Source organism: Achromobacter sp. SLBN-14, assembly GCF_006715415.1.
Taxonomy (GTDB): domain Bacteria; phylum Pseudomonadota; class Gammaproteobacteria; order Burkholderiales; family Burkholderiaceae_B; genus Achromobacter; species Achromobacter mucicolens.
The window spans coordinates 5,308,799-5,323,307 of sequence record NZ_VFNE01000001.1 but is presented as its reverse complement, the minus strand read 5'-3'; the positions used below and the strand labels follow the sequence as shown (position 1 = coordinate 5,323,307).

General features: G+C 66.5%; 15 protein-coding genes. 7 read left to right on the top strand and 8 right to left on the bottom strand.

Annotated elements, in window-relative coordinates; genetic code table 11:
• Positions 1-10: 10 nt before the first annotated feature.
• Complete coding sequence (locus FBY20_RS24380; protein ID WP_142055087.1) at positions 11-478, bottom strand: YMGG-like glycine zipper-containing protein; 468 nt, start codon at positions 476-478, stop codon at positions 11-13.
• Positions 479-771: 293 nt separating this feature from the next.
• Here FBY20_RS24380 and FBY20_RS24375 point away from each other — a divergent pair, with 293 nt between their 5' ends.
• Complete coding sequence (locus FBY20_RS24375) at positions 772-2,022, top strand: sulfite oxidase (RefSeq protein WP_142055086.1); 1,251 nt, start codon at positions 772-774, stop codon at positions 2,020-2,022.
• 14 nt (positions 2,023-2,036) lie between these two features.
• The gene (locus FBY20_RS24370; RefSeq protein WP_082586202.1) at positions 2,037-2,411 is read left to right on the top strand and encodes a cytochrome c; all 375 of its coding nucleotides are present in this window, start codon (positions 2,037-2,039) and stop codon (positions 2,409-2,411) included.
• A gap of 132 nt (positions 2,412-2,543) precedes the next feature.
• On the opposite strand, the gene FBY20_RS24365 is transcribed toward FBY20_RS24370, so the two are convergent.
• The 3 genes from FBY20_RS24365 to FBY20_RS24355 are packed head-to-tail and all read right to left on the bottom strand — an operon-like array spanning position 2,544 to position 4,676.
• Positions 2,544-2,873 carry a YciI family protein gene (locus tag FBY20_RS24365; protein WP_142055085.1) on the bottom strand — a complete coding sequence of 110 codons (330 nt, stop codon included), beginning with the start codon at positions 2,871-2,873 and terminating at the stop codon, positions 2,544-2,546.
• A 59-nt stretch (positions 2,874-2,932) separates the two neighbouring features.
• Positions 2,933-3,484 carry a sugar O-acetyltransferase gene (locus tag FBY20_RS24360; RefSeq protein ID WP_142055084.1) on the bottom strand — a complete coding sequence of 184 codons (552 nt, stop codon included), beginning with the start codon at positions 3,482-3,484 and terminating at the stop codon, positions 2,933-2,935.
• A gap of 49 nt (positions 3,485-3,533) precedes the next feature.
• On the bottom strand, positions 3,534-4,676 hold the full coding sequence (locus FBY20_RS24355) for a citrate/2-methylcitrate synthase (RefSeq protein WP_142055083.1): 1,143 nt from the start codon (positions 4,674-4,676) through the stop codon (positions 3,534-3,536).
• A 129-nt stretch (positions 4,677-4,805) separates the two neighbouring features.
• On the opposite strand from FBY20_RS24355, the gene FBY20_RS24350 reads away from it, so the two are divergent.
• The 5 genes from FBY20_RS24350 to FBY20_RS24330 all read left to right on the top strand — a co-directional run bounded on the left by FBY20_RS24350 (position 4,806) and on the right by FBY20_RS24330 (position 9,842).
• Positions 4,806-5,759: a 2-hydroxyacid dehydrogenase gene (locus FBY20_RS24350; RefSeq protein ID WP_142055081.1), complete on the top strand. Its 954-nt coding sequence runs from the start codon at positions 4,806-4,808 to the stop codon at positions 5,757-5,759.
• Between the two features lie 27 nt (positions 5,760-5,786).
• Positions 5,787-6,485 carry a fumarylacetoacetate hydrolase family protein gene (locus tag FBY20_RS24345; protein ID WP_142055079.1) on the top strand — a complete coding sequence of 233 codons (699 nt, stop codon included), beginning with the start codon at positions 5,787-5,789 and terminating at the stop codon, positions 6,483-6,485.
• A gap of 60 nt (positions 6,486-6,545) precedes the next feature.
• On the top strand, positions 6,546-7,310 hold the full coding sequence (locus FBY20_RS24340; protein WP_142055077.1) for an SDR family oxidoreductase: 765 nt from the start codon (positions 6,546-6,548) through the stop codon (positions 7,308-7,310).
• Positions 7,311-7,403: 93 nt separating this feature from the next.
• Positions 7,404-8,378 carry a tripartite tricarboxylate transporter substrate binding protein gene (locus FBY20_RS24335; RefSeq protein WP_142055075.1) on the top strand — a complete coding sequence of 325 codons (975 nt, stop codon included), beginning with the start codon at positions 7,404-7,406 and terminating at the stop codon, positions 8,376-8,378.
• Positions 8,379-8,912: 534 nt separating this feature from the next.
• Positions 8,913-9,842, top strand: a complete 930-nt coding sequence (locus tag FBY20_RS24330; RefSeq protein ID WP_222119290.1) for a hypothetical protein — start codon at positions 8,913-8,915, stop codon at positions 9,840-9,842.
• A gap of 18 nt (positions 9,843-9,860) precedes the next feature.
• On the opposite strand, the gene FBY20_RS24325 is transcribed toward FBY20_RS24330, so the two are convergent.
• The 4 genes from FBY20_RS24325 to proP all read right to left on the bottom strand — a co-directional run bounded on the left by FBY20_RS24325 (position 9,861) and on the right by proP (position 14,419).
• The gene (locus FBY20_RS24325; RefSeq protein WP_056318485.1) at positions 9,861-11,033 is read right to left on the bottom strand and encodes a diguanylate cyclase; all 1,173 of its coding nucleotides are present in this window, start codon (positions 11,031-11,033) and stop codon (positions 9,861-9,863) included.
• A 223-nt stretch (positions 11,034-11,256) separates the two neighbouring features.
• Positions 11,257-11,736, bottom strand: coding sequence for a VOC family protein (locus tag FBY20_RS24320; RefSeq protein ID WP_056318482.1), 480 nt, complete (start codon positions 11,734-11,736; stop codon positions 11,257-11,259).
• A 169-nt stretch (positions 11,737-11,905) separates the two neighbouring features.
• Positions 11,906-12,784: a PhzF family phenazine biosynthesis protein gene (locus FBY20_RS24315; protein WP_142055073.1), complete on the bottom strand. Its 879-nt coding sequence runs from the start codon at positions 12,782-12,784 to the stop codon at positions 11,906-11,908.
• Between the two features lie 102 nt (positions 12,785-12,886).
• Positions 12,887-14,419: a glycine betaine/L-proline transporter ProP gene (proP, locus tag FBY20_RS24310; RefSeq protein ID WP_142055071.1), complete on the bottom strand. Its 1,533-nt coding sequence runs from the start codon at positions 14,417-14,419 to the stop codon at positions 12,887-12,889.
• Positions 14,420-14,509: the final 90 nt, after the last annotated feature.

Sequence of the window (14,509 nt, the reverse complement as noted above, 5' to 3'; positions counted from 1 at the left end):
CGCTTGCCGCTCAAGGCGTCACCTGATACCCCCGCTGCTGCATGCAGGCGGCGTACGCAGAAGACGCTGCCGCAGCCTGCTGGTTCTGGCTGGCGCGGTCCTGACGCCGATCCTGCCGCTGGCGCGACCCGCCCACCACCATTCCCGCCGCCGCTGCGTCCTTTGCCTGGTTTTGCCGGTACGCCTGCTTGGTGTCGTCGTCCATGCGGTCGTAGACCTCCTCGTGCTGTTGTCCGCGCGCACCGCCCACCGCGGCGCCCGCGGCCGCGCCAGCCGCCGCGCCACGCGCACGGCCACCAGCCTCGCGCGAATCCGGGCTGGTGCTGGCCGCGCTGCCTGTCTGCGACTGGCATGCCGCGATGTCTTGCTGGGTAAGTTCGGGGGATTGGCCTTTGAGCGGCGTGACGGTCTGCGCGGACGCAGTCAGGCAGACGCCAGCAGCCAGCATGGCCACGCAGGGAAAGATGATCGTATTCATGACAACCTCCATGGAAGTCAGAGCCCTGGTTCACCAGCGTAGCGCTGCGTTCTGCGACGGTGCAACATGGGTTACGAGGCTTGCATGCGCGCCTTGGCGCAGCTTGCTTCGTGCTTGCCCGACCAAATATCCAAAACTCTTATATCTGAAATGTCCACAAACCTATAGTTCTTTAGAACCCGTTGACATAAAGAGGGGCATTGCCGATGATGCGGAAGGCCGCAAGCGCTGGGCCGCCCATAAGCACAACACCGCGCCTGTTCCGCGGGACGCGGCAACCAGAGAGGCAAGCCATGGAGACAACCCCACGCAACCCCGCACGGCGCCGCATGCTGGCCGGCAGCGCCAGTGCCCTGGCCGCGGCCGGGCTGGGCGCCGCCGGCATCGCGCGCCCCAGCGATGCGCCCGCCAAGCCCGCCGCTGCGCCCGCCGCTACCCCCGTCGCGCCCGCCGCCAAGCCGCTGCCGCCTTACGCAGCGTGGAAAGACGCCGACAGCGTCATCGTGCACAGCGCCAACACCATCGAGACCCGCCGCAGCGCGTTCGGCGATGGCGTCATCACGCCGTCGCGCCAGCTATACGTGCGCAATAACCTGCCGCCGCCCGATGCCGCGATCCTGAACGACCGCGATGCATGGAAGGTCGAGATCGAAGGCGTCAAGCAGCCCCGCACGTTTACCGTGGGCGAACTGAAGACGCTGGGCATGGAAACGCTGGCGACCGTGTTGCAGTGCTCGGGCAATGGCCGCGGGTTCTTTCCCCACAAGCCCAGCGGCACGCCGTGGGAAGTGGGCGCGGCCGGCTGTGTGATGTGGACGGGCGTACCGGTGCGCACCCTTGTCGAACGCCTGGGCGGCCTGGAAGGCACGCCTGCCTTCATGACCGGTACCGGCGGCGAAGTGCTCCCCGAAGGTCTGGATCCCAAATCGCTGCTGGTGGAACGCTCGGTGCCGCGCGAGGCGATGCAGGATGCCCTCTTGGCCTGGGAGATGAACGGCGAGCCGCTGTCGCTGGCGCACGGCGGCCCGTTGCGCCTGATCGTGCCGGGCTACACCGGCGTGAACAACGTCAAGTACATCAAGCGGCTGGCGTTCACCGCCGAACAGAGCCCCGCGAAGATCCAGCAGACCGGCTATCGCCTGACGCCCATGGACGCCAAGCCCAGCCCCGACCAACCGTCGGTCTGGGCCATGGAACCCAAATCCTGGATCAACGCGCCGGGGGCAAACGGCCAGCCGGTGAAGGCCGGGCGGGTCGTGGTGCGCGGCGTGGCCTTCGGCGGCATGCATGCGGTCAAGCGCGTGGACGTGTCGATCGACGGCGGCAAGACCTGGAAACAGGCCGCATTGATCGGACCGGATCTTGGCAAGTACGCCTGGCGGCAGTTCGCGCTACCGGTGGAACTGTCCGCCGGCCAGCACATGCTGGTCAGCCGCGTCGAGGACACGGAAGGCAATGTGCAGGTGGAAAACCGGTTCGAGAACGCGCCGGGTTATATCAACAGCAGTTGGCGCGACCACGGTCTGGCCATCAACGTGTCCTGATCGAGGCAGCATCGATGCACAACAGTCAAGTCAAGCAGCATGCAGCAACCCGCCGCCCGATCGGGTGGCGGGCTTCCTTTGCGCTCGCGGCAGGTGTCTGGTTGCTGACGGGCGCGAAGGCGTGGGCGGCCGAACCGCCCAATGCCGAAGCGGGCCGGGCCTTGTTCCTGAAAGCGACCACCCCGGCCTGTGCCGTCTGTCACACGCTGGCCGACGCCGGCGCGGCAGGCACCATTGGTCCCAACCTGGACGAGCTCAAGCCCGATGCCAACCGCGTCACGCAGGCCGTGCGTAACGGCATCGGCGTGATGCCGGCCTTTGATGCCTTGAGCGATGAGCAGGTGCAGGCGTTGGCGAAGTACGTGTCGGGCGTGACCGGGGCGCAGTAGCCGGCCCGTGCATCGCGGACAGCGTCATCATGGTAGGCTTTCCGCCAGCCGGATTGCCTACCCATCCTCACGTTCACGACGACATCGTCCGAAACCACCTGCGACATGCGCTCGGTCGACCGGTAATCCGCGCTACCGGCGCTCAAGCGGCCAGACTTCCACCACGCCGTGCGCCACGGCGCAGGGCGTGCGGGACACCTTTTCGATGGCCTCGGCCATATCGGCCGCTTCGATGACGGCAAAACCGGCAACCGGCAGCGGCGCATTCATGAACGGCCCGTTCGCCGTCACCACACCGGACGCGTCCGGATTGCGCACCTGAACCGGCGTGCCCGCGATCCCCATCAGCACGCCCGCATGCTGCAATGCCGCGTCGTGCGCATGCGCAGCCTCGCGCACGGACACCGGGGTGCCGTCGTAGCCCGCCTGATCGCCGTAGCCGATTGTGATGAACATGGGCATGGTCTTCTCCTTGAGATTGGCGCCGCGCCTTGTGGCGAAACGCGTGGCGCGCTCATGCGCTATCCGCGCACCCGCGCCGGATTGCCCACGACCTTTGCACCCGCGGGCACGTCCCGCGTCACCACGCTGCCCGCGCCGATGATCGCGTCGTCCCCCACCGTCACACCGGGCAGGATGATCGCCCCGCCGCCGATCCACACCTGCCTGCCGATGTGCACGGGCCGCCCGAACTCCAGCATCGCGCGCCGCTGCTCGGGGGCGTGCGGGTGGTCTGCGGTGTAGATCTGCACGGCCGGGCCTATTTGCGTGCCTTCGCCGATGGTGACCTGCACGACGTCCAGGATCACGCAATTGAAGTTCATGAAGACGTTCGCGCCCAGCGAAATGTTGTAGCCGTAGTCGCAATGAAACGGCGGGCGGATCAGCGCGCCCTCGCCCACACTGGCCAGGCGCTCGCGAAGCAGCGCATGCCATTGTTCGGGCGGCTCGCGCAGCAGCGCGTTGTACCGCTGCATCCAGGCGCTGGCGGCAAGCTGGTCCGCCTGGATCTCGGCGTCGGCGGCCGTGTACAGCTCTCCGGCCAACATCCTCTCTTTCTGCGTGCGTGTCATGGCAGTCTCCTGTCCGGTACGTTGCAGCATACCGAACATTGCCGTGCCGCTACGCCGCTTGCGGCAAGACCCCGACGTAACGGCCGCGCGGCCGGATGACCTGCGCAACGCTGAGTTGCTCCAGGCCGTGCGCCAGAAGGCCAATGCTGCGCGCCGTGGCGAACAGCCCGAATGCCGCATCGTCCGGCAGGCCGCAATGCGCCGCCAGCGCGGCCAGGGCGACGTCGATGTTGGGATGCAGACCCGTCAGTTGCGTGGCCTTGCCAATGAAGCGCGTGATGACCTCGGCCGGTTCGAAGCGCGCCAGCAACGCGGCTGCGCGCGGGTCTCCGTCGGGATACAGGTGATGGCCAAACCCCGCCAGCGGCAGGCCCGTAGACAGGTAATGGGCGATCACGTGGTCCTCGCCCTGGCGCGCCACGTCATCGAACAGCGCCTTGACGCGGCCGGACGCGTCGCCGTGCAGCGGCCCGGACAAGGTGGTGAGGCCGGACAGCAGGCACGCCGGCAGCGACGCGCCCGTGGACGCCGCGATGCGCGTGGCGAATGCGGAGCTGGTCAGTTCGTGGTCCACCAAGAGGACCATGGCGGTGCGCAAAAGCTCAGCGGATTGCGGCGACAGCTTCCACGCCTGCGCAAAACGCAGGTGCAGCGGTCGCTTGCCGTGCTGCGCGCCAAATGCATTGGCCAGTTGGCCGACAAGGCTCTGGCACTCGGTGTGCAGCACGCGTGTCATGCGGCCGCGGGTGGAATGCCCGGTGGCGGCCAGCGCGGCCAGCGACGTGAAGGCCGCCACCCGGCCGGGCGTAGACACGCGCGCCGCGCACGAAAAGTCTGCCAGCTGACCGGAATTCCACAGCAATTGGGCCACCTCCTCCAGGCTGGCCGACGCGGCCAGCGCGACGGCATCCTGCCCGCGGTAGTACAGGCGTTGCCGGTGAAAGGTGGAAATGGCCGTGGGAATGCTGGGCTCGGCGCCGAAAAGCGTGTTGGTCGCCAGGGTTTCGTGCTTGCGGCCCGCCTGCTTGCGCTTGGCCAGCCCAGCAACGTCTTCGGCGCGATACAGGCTGCGGCGCGTATCGGCCGGATCGGGCATCACTTCCAGCTTGCCGCGGCTGACGTAGGCGTAGATGGTTTGCGGCCGCACGCCAAGCTGGCTGCACGCTTCGGCCATCGATATCCAGGTGCCCATGATCTTCTGTAGCAAAGTTTATATGTTGATTTTATAGATCAATATTGCTTTACAAATCAATCATTAAATACCATGGGATCCATGTTCAACGCGGACCCGCAGCCGGTCCCCCAACAGAGCCGAACCGACATGAAGCCCCAGGTCCTGCAACTCAATCCCATCCTGATCCCGGCGGTCAACGACGAGCTGGCCTCGCGGTATCAGGTGCACAAGTTCTTCGAGATTCCGGATCAGGCTGCCTGGCTGCGCGAGCACGGCGCCGGCATCGAGGCCGTCATCACCGGCGGCCACACCGGCATCTCGCGCGCCATGCTGGAACAGCTGCCGGGCGTGAAGGTGGTGGCGGTCAATGGCGTGGGCACCGATGCGGTGGACCTGGCTTATTGCCGCGGCCGCGGCCTGCCGGTCACCGCCACGCTGGGCGCGCTGACCGAGGACGTGGCCGACCTGGCGATCGGCCTGTTGATCGCCGCCTGCCGCAACCTGTGCGCGGGTGACCGTTTTGTGCGGGAAGGCCTGTGGGAACAATTCCCCTCGCCCAGCGCCATCCCGCTCGCGCGCCGCTTCAGCGGCATGCGCGTCGGCATTGTCGGCATGGGCCGTGTGGGCCGCGCGGTCGCCACGCGCGCCGCGGCCTTCGGATGCCAGATCCGCTACACCGACTTGCGCGCCATGGACGACCTGCCGCATGAATTCGTGCCCGACCTGATCGAACTGGCGCGCAGCTCGGATGCGCTGGTGCTGAGCGCCGCGGCCGACAAGGCCGAGGGCATCGTCAACGCCAAGGTGCTGGATGCGCTTGGCCCGCGCGGCTTCCTGGTGAACGTGGCGCGCGGGCGTCTGGTCAACGAGGCCGACCTGACCGAGGCGCTGGTGGCCGGGCGCATCGCGGGTGCGGGGCTGGACGTCTTTGTCGATGAGCCCCGCGTGCCGGCGGCCCTGCGCCAGTCGGATCGCACCACGCTGCAGGCGCATCGCGCCAGCGCCACCTGGGAGACGCGCGCCGCGATGGGCCAGATGGTGCTGGACAGCATCGCGCAGGCCTTGGCCGGCGAACGTCCGTCCATGAGCCTGACGACCTGAGCCGCAAGGCACGCATTGAGAACTCTCATGACGGACCTGGTCTTTCCCGCGCTTGCACCCACCCTGCTTCCGATCGCCGACAGCGCGGCCCGCTTTCCGGTCGCGCGCGTCTTTTGCATCGGACGCAACTACCGCTGGCTGCCAGATGAGCGACCTCCCGCCGAGATGCCAGCATGGTTCATGAAGCCTGCCAGCGCCGTGTTTCCGGCCAGCGGCGCGTTGCCTTATCCCGCGGACACAGCGGACTTCTGCCACGAGATCGAACTGGTCGTGGCGATTGGCCGCGGCGGAAAAGACATCGAACCCAAGGACGTCGAAGCGCGGCACATCTGGGGCTATGCGGCAGGGCTGGACATGACCCGGCGCGACGCGCAGCAGCAGGCCAAGCGCGCGGGCGGTCCTTGGGAGCCGGCCAAGGCCTTCGATCATTCCGCGCCCTGCACGCCGATCGTGCCGGCCACCGTGTGCGGCCATCCTCGCCGAGGCGCGGTGTGGCTGGCGGTCAATGGGCAAGACCGCCAGCGCGCGGACCTGTCCGGCCTGCTGTGGTCCGTGCCCGAACTGGTGGCGATGCTGTCGCGGTCGGTGGCGCTGGCGCCCGGCGATCTCGTCTACACCGGCACGCCTGCGGGCGTTGGCCCGTTAACGCCTGGCGACGTCGTCAGCGCGGGTGTGGCCCATATCGGGGCTTTGACCATGACCGTTGCCCGCCCTCGCGCCGCCTGACGGCTCACGCCGATTCCTTCCATCACCCATCGCTATTTCATCCGCCCCAGGAGTCACGCTTTGAACGAAAGCACCACCCAAAAGATTGCGCTGGTCACCGGCGCCGGCAGCGGCGTCGGCCGCGTCACCGCCGTCGCGCTACTGGACGACGGCTGGACCGTCGTGCTGGCCGGCCGGCGCGCAGACCCTTTGCAGACCCTGCAGGCAGAGGCCACCGCACGCGGCCAGACCGCGCTGGCCGTGCCCACCGACGTCACCCGCCCGGAAAGCGTCGAAGCCCTGTTCAACACCATTGAAAGCCGCTTCGGCCGGCTGGACCTGCTGTTCAACAACGCCGGCGTCAACGCCCCCGCCGTGCCCATGGACGAACTGCCGCTGGAAAAGTGGTTCAACGCCATCAACACCAATGTGACGGGCGTCTACCTTTGCGCGCGCGCGGCTTTCGGGCTGATGCGACGCCAGTCGCCGCAGGGTGGCCGCATCATCAACAACGGGTCGATCTCCGCGCATACCCCCCGCCCCTTCACCGCGCCCTACACCGCCAGCAAGCATGCGGTGACGGGCCTGACCAAGTCGCTGGCGCTGGATGGCCGCGCCTTCAACATCGTGGCCGGGCAGATCGACATCGGCAACGCGATGACGGAACTGTCCGAACGCATGACGCGAGGCGTGCTGCAAGCCAATGGCACGGTCGCGCCCGAGCCCATGATGGACGCCGTGCACGTTGCAAAGGCGGTACGCCACATGGCGTCGCTGCCGCTGGACGCCAACGTCCTGACCATGACCGTCATGGCCAGCGCCATGCCATTTACCGGGCGCGGCTAAGGCCCTGACTGCGCCCCCAACCCGCGCCCCGGTTGCAGCACGCCGGGGCGCCTCACAGAGTTGACAGAAGTTGACCACCCCGAGGAGACAAGCATGACCTTCACCACGCTGGCCAAGACCCTGGCCTTTTCGGCAGTCCTTGCCGCCGTGCCCGGCCTGGCCGCGGCGCAGAGCTATCCCGCCCGTCCCATCAGCATCATCGTGCCCGCGCCGCCGGGCGGCGGCATCGACATGATTGCGCGCGTCGTCGGCGAAAAGCTGTCGCAGTCGCTGGGCCAGCCCGTCATCGTCGACAACCGGCCGGGCGCCTCCAACAACCTGGGCACCGCGCTGCTCGCCAACGCCAAGCCCGATGGCTACACCATCGGCATCGTGGGCGGCAGCCACAACATCAACAAGTACCTCTTCAAGAACCTGGGCTGGGATCCGCAAAAGAGCTTCGAGCCGATCGTCTACACCCACGAAATTCCGCTGGTGTTCGCGGTCTATCCGAAGATCCCGCCCAAAACCCTGCCCGAACTCGTCGATTGGATGAAGGCGCATCCCGACGACGCCAAGGTCGCCACGTCTGGCCGCGGCAGCGCGCAGGAAATGGCGGCCGAAATGTTCCGCATGGTCAGCGGCGCGCCCATGCTGCTGATCCCGTACAAGGGTTCGTCCGCCGCGCACCCCGATCTGCTGGCGGGCCGCACGGTGCTGTACATCGACACGCTGAGCGCGATGCAGGAGCAGGTCAAGGCCGGCAACGTGCGCGCGGTGGCCGTGTCCACCGCGAATCGCACCAAGGCGCTGCCGGACGTGCCGACCGCGCAGGAACAAGGCTTGAAGGGCTACGACGCCAACACCAACGGCGGCTTCCTTGCGCCAGCAGGCACGCCCAAGGAGATCGTCGCCAAGCTCAACGCCGAGATCAACGCGGTGCTCAAGCAGCCGGCCGTGCGCGCCAAGCTGGAAGCCGCGGGCATCGAAGTCCAGGGCGGCACGCCGCAGGAATACGCGGCGGTGATCCAGTCGGACCTGGACAAGTGGGGCAAGGTCGTTAAAGAGGCGAAGATCGAGGCCGAGTGACCTTTGACCGGCATGCAAGAGACTGCGGCGCCGCCGCAGACGCTTGCACGCGCGTGGCGCGATCCGACGGAGCCCGGATCGCGCCACGCCGCCTTTCCGGTAACCCTGAGTATTGCCAAGGTAACAGGGCGTTAAGGGCCTTTTACCCATGCCCGCCGCGTCCCTTCCGTTGCGAATCCCCCGCAATTCCTGGGCATACGCACGCCCGCGCCCGCCTTGGCCGCGGGCGCCGGCGGCATGCGCGGGCCTCTATGCCGCGCAAGAGTTGCCTTGACACCCTTCTCGCCCCCCTTCTATGGTCGAGCCCGCCGGTCGATTTGGCACTATTAATTCCCCATGCAGCCCGTCTTGCGGCGCCCACGCGCGCCGCGACCCGATGGCGCGCCGGCGGCGACCGGCGATGGCTGCATATCGCGATAGAGAGAGAAGAAGAACATGGCGTCTACACGCAAGTCGGAAGGAAAGGGTTTGCGGACGGGCAACGCGGCAGCGGCCGCCCTCCTGGTGGCGGCGATCACTGCCGCATTCGCGGCGATGAGCCCGACGCCTGGGAACGCAGCGCAAGAGAAGCCGGCAGTACCGGCTGCCGGAGCGCCGGCCGCCGCGGCACCGGCTGCCGCAGCACCGGCTGCCGCAGTATCCGCTGCCGCGGAACCGGCTAACCCAGCCTCGGCCACGGCCGCGCCCACGCCTTCCCCCGCCGCCAGCGCGCAGGCCGCCCTGCCCGACCCCGCATCGGTCCTCTACGCGATCCACCAGGTCGACAGCAAGGGCGCCGACTCGGCCGACGTGGCCAACGGCAGCGTGGCCACCTATTGGTTCGGCCACGCCTTCGAACTGGATGGCACGCCGTACTACACGGGCTTCGTGTGGGAAACCGCCGAACGCTATGGCAAGCCGGGAGAGGAAGACGTCGGTCCAATGACGACGGTGAACCTTGCCGAGGCGACCTTCATCCGCGATCCCGCATCGCCGTCAAGCCCCTGGAAGTTCCGTGGCATGGAACCGACCATCGGCGAGTTCGGCGCGTACGAGCGGCCGCCGGAAGTCGACACCCGGCGCAAGCCGCGGGAATACCTCACGGCAGCCGGCAAGCTGCTGCTGGCGGTGCCCACCGAGACGTTCGACAACGGCATCACGATCAGCGGCTACACGCTGCTCGTCTTCACGCCGCCGGAAAAGCGCCAGGACGAAGCCAAAGACAAGGTGTGGGCGTATGCGGGCGAGGTGATTGCAGGCGAAGACAACGGTCCGGCCTGTGCGGACGGCGACGTCATGCCGTGCACGCGCAGCGAGGGCGAACTGGTCTTTAGCGCCACCGGCACCGCCGACCTGCCGCGCGTGACCGTGCAGTTCTCCGGCAACACCATCTCCGGTCCGGGCAAGACCCGCAAGCTGGGTCCGGCCGACGCCGTCATCTACGCCTACGACGCAACGCGCAAGGCCTACGTGGCGCAGCAATGACCCCAGGGGGCCTGCCGATCAAGCCGTGACCGGCGCGGGCTCGCCGGCCAGTTCCAGCCGGTTGCCGCCCATTTTTTTGGCCCGGTAGAGCGCCTGGTCCGCGATGGCCAGCGCGTTCATGATGGTGGGCGTGTCGCCCTCGAAGCGGGCCAACCCGATGCTTACCGTGGCGGCAATGCCAATGCCGTCCATCCGGTTCGAGACGGTGACCGCGAAACGCTCGGCCATGGCCTTGCCCAACGTGTGGGCGCCCTTCGCGTCATCCCCCCACAGCAGGGCGGCAAATTCCTCGCCGCCGATGCGCGCAAGAATGGTGTCGTCACCCAGGACCTCGCGCGCGGTTTCGGCAAATGATTTCAGCACCTGATCGCCCGCCTGATGTCCATAGCGGTCATTGACGGACTTGAAGTGATCCAGGTCGAATGCCATCACCGCCACCGTGCCCCGCCCTTCCTTGCCGTTCAGGATGCGCGCGCCTTGTTCGACGAACCAGCGCCGGTTTCCCAGCCGCGTCAGATAATCGGTCTGCGATTCCATCAGCAGCTGGCTGTGGGTTTCGTCGCGGATGAGCTTGAGCAGCATCATCGGCAGCACCACGGAATACAGCACGCCTTCATAGATGGTGAGCTTGCCGGCCAGCGCCAGAACCTGGCCGCCGGACTCGATCGCGAACCACGGCAGGACAAGCGCACGTGCCGCATACACGGCGGTATGCACCCCGGCAACCGCAACCACGATGTACCGCGAGCGCCGTGGCTTGAGCGCCTGGCAGCGCAACAGCTCCCAGGCCGTCAGTCCGCTGACGAGCGCAATCGGCACTGAGCTTACGTGCGTCCACATGACGTCCAGCCAGCGCACGCCGCCGATCACCCAGGTCAGCCCCATGCCCACCAGCACACAGACGGCGGTGCGCACATAACGCCGTCCGCTCAACGCGGCAACGCCATTGAGCACCAGCAGGTAGCCACCCAGGATGACCAGATTGCTGATCGCCGCGCCGCTGACACCAGGCAAGTCGCGGCGATACAGCGCTGCCGCGCAGCCGACAGCCAGCGTGGCGAATCCAGATGCCAGGATGCGCAGTTCCTTGCTGCGTTTGGGATTGGCCCGCTGCTCCCAGAACATCAGGCCGGCGCTGACAAGCAGTGTTCCGACTGCCAACAGGTAAAGAGTGAGAAGATCGACGTACATCTCGAAAGTCAGGAGATTTCGCCGAAATATCGCGGCGGCTGCGGGATTTTACGGGGCTTTCCCACGCGCGCAACATCCTTACCGGGGCCTGTCATCCGACCCCGGATTTTTGTTCTATCGACAGGTCATTCTTGCTGATACGGCCCCCAAAACCGGGATCCCAATCCGCGGAACTGGCCCGCCGTTTCAGTGCACCCGCAGCCAGCGCCTGCAAACCGCGGCATCATCCCCGGCGCGCGGCCTCGATGGTCGCGATGTCGATCTTCTTCATCGTCATCATCGCCTCGAATGCACGCTTGGCAGCTGCCTGGTCAAGATCCGTGACTGCCGCGAGCAGCGCCCGTGGCGTGATCTGCCAGGACACGCCCCATTTGTCCTTGCACCAGCCGCAATCGCTCTCCTGGCCGCCATTCGAGACGATCGCGTCCCACAGGCGGTCGGTTTCGGCCTGATCGTCGGTCGCGACCTGAAAGGAAAACGATTCGTTGTGCTGAAATGCGTCGCCGCCATTGAGCCCCACGCAGGGAATGCCCATGACGGTGAAGTTGACCATCAGGATGTCGTCCTGCTGACCCGACGGGTAGTCGCCGGGCGCGCGATGGACGGCGCCCACCTCGCTGTCTGGAAACGTCCGGGCGTAAAAATTCGCCGCGTCCAGCGCGTCGCCGTCGTACCACAGGCAAATCGTGTTTTTGCTGGCCATCTTGCTCCTCCTTGGCAGGAAAGTGATGCGCTCAACCCTTGCTGCAATGCGCGACGTTCAAGCATAGTGCACGCCGCGCCGGCCGAAAACCGGGCACGGATCGCGCCTGAGCCGGTCGCGCATGAGCCGGCCGCCCCCCACGCCGGCCGCCCCGCATGCCGGCGCACGTTCACACTGCAATGCGGCCGTCGATGCACGTCACGGATTGCCCGCCCACGCGAATGGCCCCGTCCGCACCGAACGCGATGTTCAGCCTGCCCGACCGCCCCACCGCCGCGCCCTGCGTGCTGAGGTATTCCGTCCCAAACTGCTGCACTTGCCCCGCATCGCGGATGAACGCCGCCACCGATCCGTTGCCGCTGCCGCACACCGGGTCTTCGTTTGCGCCCAGGCTGGGCGCAAAGGCGCGCACTTCGATGGCGCTTTCCGCGCCTTCGCCGTACGCCCCATACACCACGATGCCGGCGGCCTGGTTGCGGCGGTCGAACTCGGCCATGCGGGCAAAGTCAGGGCGCAGCGTCAGCACGGCCTGCGCGCTGGGCAACTGCGCGATCGTCCACACCGGGCCCACGTTGACAAGCTTGGGCGCGGGATCATGCAGCACCGCCGAACCCAATATCCCTTCTATCTCATCGACAAGGTCTGCGCCGAGCTCGGTCAACTGGGCCTCCGGAAGCGTGAAGGCAATACGCGGACTGCCGCCGGTGATCTCGGTGACTGACAGGTCGATCAGGCCGGCGGCGCATTCCTGCACCAGCCTGCCGCCGCGCGCCTGGACGATGCCGGCTTCCAGCAGCGCGTGCGCTGTTCCCAGCGTGGGGTGCCCCGCAAAGGGCAACTCGGCCTGCGGCGTGAAGATCCGGACCAGATAGTCGGCCCCGGGCTGCGTTGGCGGCAGCACAAAGGTGGTTTCCGACAGATTCGTCCAGTTGGCGATGCGCCGCATCTGCTCGTCGGTCATGCCCTGCGCCTGCAGCACCACCGCGACGGGATTACCGCGATAGGGTTCGCTGGTAAATACATCCACCTGTTTGAATGGCACGCTCATGACCTGCTCCTTTACATGAAGCGCCGCCCGGGTGCGGACCGGGCGGCAATGGTGGTTCCGGTGATTGCCGCGTGCCGGACCGGCACGGGGCCGGCACGCCGTTCATTCGATCCCTGGATGCCTGTCCGCCAGCCGTTGGCGGCGCACACGCAGCGCATCCAGCTTTTCTTCCAGCGCCGCGATCTCGGCATCGACGTCCTGCACACTTTGTTCGATGTGCTCGTACGCCTGCTGCAGCAGCACCTTGGCTTCCTTGCGGCTGGAAGCGGTCGGTGTCTCGCCTCGCAGCGGCCGGTTGGCGGTCTCGGGCAGGAAGAACGAGGTGATCAGCCCGATGAGTGACGCCGCCATCAGGTAATACGCCGGCATCATCAGGTTGTCGGTCTCTTCGACCAGCCACGCGGCCACGGTGGGCGTAAGCCCGGCGAAGATGATGGTTACATTGAACGAACTGGCCAACGCGCTGTAGCGGATGCGCGTCGGAAACAGCGCCGGCAGCGTGGAGGCCATGATGCCGATCAGGCAGTTCAGGAAAATGGCGATCAGCAGCAGTCCCAGGAAGATAAGGGCGGTGTTGTCGCTGCCGATCAGGAAGAACGACGGGATCGCGGTGACCAAGAGCCCCAAGCTGCCGACCAGCAGAAACGGCTTGCGCCCGACCTTGTCGCTGACGAAACCCACCACCGGCTGCACGAACAGCATGCCCACCATCACCACGACGATGATGAGCACCCCGTGGCCTTCGGTGTAGCCCAGGCTGCCCGACAGGTAAGTCGGCATATACGTCAGCAGCATGTAATAGGTGATGTTGGTCACCAGCACCATGCCGATGCTGACCAGCAAGGCGCGGCGGTATTTGGCGAAGATCTCGCGGAACGACACCGACGGCTTTTCCTGCACGGCGTCGCGATCTTCCTTTTCCATCCGTTCGAGCTGCTGCGTGAAGGCCGGGGTTTCTTCGGCCGCATGCCGCAGATACAAGCCCAACAGGCCCAGCGGCCCCGCCACGAAGAACGGAATGCGCCAGCCCCAGTCCAGAAACGTCTGCTCGCCCAGCATGGTCTGCAGCAGCACGACCATGCCGGCGCCCACGACAAAGCCGGCTATCGAGCCGAAGTCCAGCCAGCTGCCCAGGAAACCGCGCTGTCTGTCCGGCGCGTACTCCGCCACGAAAACCGCCGCGCCGGTATATTCGCCCCCGACGGAAAAACCCTGCGCCAGCTTGCACAGCAGCAGCAGGATTGGCGCCCACAGGCCGATCGTGGCGTATGCGGGAATGAGGCCAATGCAGAACGTGCTGATGGCCATGATGATGATGGTGAGCGACAGCACCTTCTGTCGCCCGAAGCGATCGCCCATGACGCCGAAGAACACGCCTCCCAACGGTCGCACCAGAAACGGCACGGAAAACGTACCGAGCGCGGCGATGGTTTGCACGGCGGGCGAAGCGTCCGGGAAGAACACCTTGCCCAGTGCGAACGCCACGAAACCGTAGACGCCAAAGTCGAACCATTCCATTGCATTGCCCAGCGCCGCCGCCGTGACGGCCTTCTTGAGCTTGGTGTTGTCGATGACCGTGATGTCGCCGATCTCCAGCGGACGGATCTCTTGCGACGACGTGGGGGTTTCTGCCATGGTGCGACATCCATAAAACGAGACATGCCGATTATGGACCCGATTTCGGCGATGGTCATCGCCCGCTGCATTGCGCGAGGCGCGAACCCG

Bases quoted from the DNA above. Each gene is read 5' to 3' on its own strand.
- FBY20_RS24380 (WP_142055087.1), bottom strand. From the start codon at position 478: ATGAATACGATCATCTTTCCCTGCGTGGCCATGCTGGCTGCTGGCGTC.
- FBY20_RS24375 (WP_142055086.1), top strand. From the start codon at position 772: ATGGAGACAACCCCACGCAACCCCGCACGGCGCCGCATGCTGGCCGGC.
- FBY20_RS24370 (WP_082586202.1), top strand. From the start codon at position 2,037: ATGCACAACAGTCAAGTCAAGCAGCATGCAGCAACCCGCCGCCCGATC.
- FBY20_RS24365 (WP_142055085.1), bottom strand. From the start codon at position 2,873: ATGCCCATGTTCATCACAATCGGCTACGGCGATCAGGCGGGCTACGAC.
- FBY20_RS24360 (WP_142055084.1), bottom strand. From the start codon at position 3,484: ATGACACGCACGCAGAAAGAGAGGATGTTGGCCGGAGAGCTGTACACG.
- FBY20_RS24355 (WP_142055083.1), bottom strand. From the start codon at position 4,676: ATGGGCACCTGGATATCGATGGCCGAAGCGTGCAGCCAGCTTGGCGTG.
- FBY20_RS24350 (WP_142055081.1), top strand. From the start codon at position 4,806: ATGAAGCCCCAGGTCCTGCAACTCAATCCCATCCTGATCCCGGCGGTC.
- FBY20_RS24345 (WP_142055079.1), top strand. From the start codon at position 5,787: ATGACGGACCTGGTCTTTCCCGCGCTTGCACCCACCCTGCTTCCGATC.
- FBY20_RS24335 (WP_142055075.1), top strand. From the start codon at position 7,404: ATGACCTTCACCACGCTGGCCAAGACCCTGGCCTTTTCGGCAGTCCTT.
- FBY20_RS24330 (WP_222119290.1), top strand. From the start codon at position 8,913: ATGAGCCCGACGCCTGGGAACGCAGCGCAAGAGAAGCCGGCAGTACCG.
- FBY20_RS24325 (WP_056318485.1), bottom strand. From the start codon at position 11,033: ATGTACGTCGATCTTCTCACTCTTTACCTGTTGGCAGTCGGAACACTG.
- FBY20_RS24320 (WP_056318482.1), bottom strand. From the start codon at position 11,736: ATGGCCAGCAAAAACACGATTTGCCTGTGGTACGACGGCGACGCGCTG.
- FBY20_RS24315 (WP_142055073.1), bottom strand. From the start codon at position 12,784: ATGAGCGTGCCATTCAAACAGGTGGATGTATTTACCAGCGAACCCTAT.
- proP (WP_142055071.1), bottom strand. From the start codon at position 14,419: ATGGCAGAAACCCCCACGTCGTCGCAAGAGATCCGTCCGCTGGAGATC.